A 3627-nucleotide genomic window follows, 5' to 3' on the forward strand; every position below is an offset into this window, starting at 1 on the left:
CACGCCGCGGTCGACCGTCTGATTCCATCGGACAGCGAAGGCCCCGGCGCCGTCGAAGCGGGCGTGCCCGAATTCATCGACCGGCAGATGGAGACCCCGTATGCGCATGGCGCGCTCTGGTACATGCAGGCCCCGTTCACGCAGGGCGCGCCCGAACTCGGCTATCAGTTGAAGCTGGTGCCGCGCGATCTGTACCGCCTCGGCATCGCGGCAGTCAACGCGTACTGCACGAAGACCTATGGCCACCCCTTCGATGCGCTCGACGCCGCCACGCGCGACACCGTGCTCGGCACGCTCGAGAAAGGCAAGGTCGATCTCGCCGACGTGCCGGCCGAAGTGTTCTTCGGACAGCTGCTGCAGAACACCCGCGAAGGCTACTTCTGCGATCCGGTCCACGGCGGCAATCGCGACATGGGCGGCTGGAAGATGATCGGCTTTCCCGGCGCACGCGCCGATTTCATGGACTTCGTCAATCAGAACGGCGCGGCCTATCCGTATGGCCCCGTGTCGATCGAAGGAAAACGCACCTGATGTCTACCCAAACCAAACCGCACGTCGACGCGGTGATCGTCGGCTTCGGCTGGACCGGTGCGATTCTCGCGAAGGAACTCACCGAAGCGGGCCTCAAGGTCGTCGCGCTCGAACGCGGCGAATATCGCGACACCTATCCGGACGGCGCGTATCCGAACACCATCGATGAACTGACCTACAACGTCCGCAAGAAGCTGTTCCTCGATCTCTCGAAGACCACTGTCTCGATCCGCCATGCGCCGAACGATACCGCCTTGCCGTATCGCCAGTTGGCCGCGTTTCTGCCGGGCGAAGGCGTCGGCGGCGCGGGCCTGCACTGGTCGGGCGTGCACTTCCGCATCACGCCGGAAGAGCTGCGCCTGAAGAGTCACTACGAGGAACGCTACGGCAGGCGCTTCATTCCCGAAGGCATGACGATCCAGGATTACGGCGTCAGCTACGACGAACTCGAACCGCATTTCGACTTCGCCGAGAAGGTGTTCGGCACCTCGGGCCAGGCGTACAAGGTCAACGGCAAGGTGGTCGGCGACGGCAACGTGTTCGAAGCGCCGCGCAGCGACAACTTCCCGCTCGCCGCGCAACTGAACACGTATTCGGCCGAGCGCTTCGGCAAGGCCGCGCGCGAACTCGGGCTGAACCCGTACCGCCTGCCTTCGGCGAATACATCGGGTCCGTACACGAACCCGTACGGCGTGCAGATGGGGCCGTGCAACTTCTGCGGCTTCTGCAGCGGCTACGCGTGCTACATGTATTCGAAGGCCTCGCCGAACCTGAACATTCTGCCGGCGCTCAAGCAGTCGCCGGACTTCGAACTGCGCTCGCGCTGCCACGTGCTGCGCGTCGAACTCGACGACACAAAAAAGCGCGCCAGGGGCGTGACGTATGTCGATCCGGCCGGCAACGAAGTGTTCCAGCCGGCCGATCTGGTGATCGTCGCGGCGTTCCAGTATCACAACGTCCACCTGCTTCTGCTGTCGGGCATCGGCAAGCCGTACGACCCGGTCTCGGGCGAAGGCGTGGTCGGCCGCAATTTTGCGTACCAGAACCTCTCGACCATCACTGCGTTCTTCGACAGGGACACCTTCACCAATCCGTTCATCGGCGCGGGCGGCAACGGCGTCGCGGTCGACGATTTCAACGCCGATAACTTCGATCACGGCCCGCTCGGCTTCGTCGGCGGTTCGCCGCTGTGGGTGAACCAGGCGGGCACCAAGCCGGTCAGCGGCATCGCCACGCCCTCGGGCACGCCGAACTGGGGCGCCGACTGGAAGAAGTCGGTGAAGGACCACTACGCGCACACCATTTCGATGGACGCGCACGGCAGCAACATGTCGTACCGCGACGTGTTTCTCGACCTCGATCCGACCTACCGCGATTCGTACGGCCAGCCGCTGTTGCGCATGACCTTCGACTGGAAGGACAACGACATCAGGATGGCGCGCTACGTGACCGGCCAGATGCAGAAGATCGCGCAGCAGATGGGTCCGAAGTCGATCAACGTCTATACGCGTGAATTCGGCGCGCACTTCGACTCGCGCCGCTATCAGACCACGCACCTGGTGGGCGGCGCGGTGATGGGCACCGATCCGAAGACGAGCGTGCTGAACCGTTACCTGCAAAGCTGGGACGTGCACAACGTGTTCGTGATGGGCGCCTCGGCGTTTCCGCAGGGCATCGGCTACAACCCGACCGGCCTCGTCGCGGCGCTGGCCTACTGGTCGGCGCGGGCGATCCGCACGCAGTATCTGAAGAACCCCGGGCCGCTGGTGAGCGTATGACGAAGACGACCGATATCCAGCGCCTCATGCGGGCGATGAAACGCGTGGGCGCGGCGGCTGTGCTGGGCATGACCACACTGGCCGCGCACGCGGCAGCGCCACAGAACCAGAACGACGCGGCACTGATCGCGCACGGCCAATATCTCGCGCGGGCCGGCGACTGCATCGCGTGTCACTCGGCGCCCGCGGGCAAGCCCTTCGCCGGCGGCCTGAAGTTCGACACGCCGATCGGCGCGATCTACTCGACCAATATCACGCCGGACCGCAACACCGGGATCGGCGCGTGGACCTTCGCGCAGTTCGATCGCGCGGTGCGCACCGGCGTGAAGCCGAACGGCGACACGCTGTATCCGGCCATGCCGTTCCCCTCGTATGCACGCCTGAGCGAAGACGACATGCACGCGCTGTATGCGTACTTCACGCAAGGCGTCGCGCCGGTGAACCAGACGAACCGTCCGGTCGATATCGTCTGGCCGCTGTCGATGCGCTGGCCGCTCGGTATCTGGCGTCACCTGTTCGCGCCCGGACCGGTTTCGTTCGACGCGAAGCATTACGCCGATCCGGTGGTCGCGCGTGGCGCCTATCTCGTGCAAGGGCTCGGCCATTGCGGTGCGTGCCACACGCCGCGCGCGGCGACGATGCAGGAGCGCGCGCTGAGCGACCTCGACGGCCCGGCGTTTCTCGCGGGCGGAGCGACGATCGACGGCTGGATTCCGTCGAGCCTGCGCGGCAATCCGCGCACCGGCATCGGTGCGTGGAGCGAAGCCGATCTCGTGCAATTCCTGAAGACCGGACGCACGCAACACAGTGCGGCCTTCGGCGGCATGACGGACGTCGTGCAGCACAGCATGCAGCACATGAGCGACGCCGATCTGACCGCGATTGCGCGTTATCTGAAGGCGCTGCCGTCGACGGATCCGAAGGAAACGCCCTACGCGTACGACGACACGGCCGCGCGCGCCCTGCGCATGGGCGACGCCACCGCGCCGGGCGCGGCCGTGTATCGCGACAACTGCACGGCCTGCCACCGCAGCGACGGCCGCGGCTACAACCGCGTGTTTCCGGCACTGGGTGGCAATCCGGTCGTGCAGGGCAAGGACGCGACCTCGCTGGTTCACGTGCTGCTCACCGGCAGCACGCTCGAAGGCACGAAGACCGCGCCCTCCGCGTTCACGATGCCCGCCTTCGGCTGGCGCCTGAACGATCAGGAAGTCGCGGATGTGACCAACTTCGTGCGCAACAGTTGGGGCAACGCGGCGCCGATGGTCAGCGCGACGGATGTGGCGAAAGTCCGCAAGACCGTCACGGTGCACGCGCC

3 protein-coding genes are annotated in these 3627 nt (G+C 65.6%); all 3 read left to right on the plus strand.

All coding sequences use genetic code 11. The features are described from left to right. A partial coding sequence (locus P0D73_RS46005; RefSeq protein WP_408321279.1) for a gluconate 2-dehydrogenase subunit 3 family protein occupies positions 1-531 on the plus strand: 531 nt, incomplete at its 5' end. Further along, positions 531-2309 (plus strand): GMC family oxidoreductase, encoded by a 1779-nt coding sequence (locus P0D73_RS46010; protein ID WP_408436330.1) that lies wholly within the window; start codon positions 531-533, stop codon positions 2307-2309. The genes P0D73_RS46005 and P0D73_RS46010, both read left to right, overlap by 1 nt. A gap of 35 nt (positions 2310-2344) precedes the next feature. Continuing rightward, positions 2345-3627, plus strand: a 1283-nt coding sequence (locus P0D73_RS46015) for a c-type cytochrome (RefSeq protein WP_408436333.1), incomplete at its 3' end; no start/stop codon positions are given.

Source organism: Paraburkholderia sp. RL18-101-BIB-B (genome assembly GCF_046026985.1).
Lineage (GTDB): Bacteria > Pseudomonadota > Gammaproteobacteria > Burkholderiales > Burkholderiaceae > Paraburkholderia.

What these genes read in the sequence shown, in the direction of transcription:
- P0D73_RS46010 (WP_408436330.1), top strand. Translation starts at nt 531, where the DNA reads ATGTCTACCCAAACCAAACCGCACGTCGACGCGGTGATCGTCGGCTTC.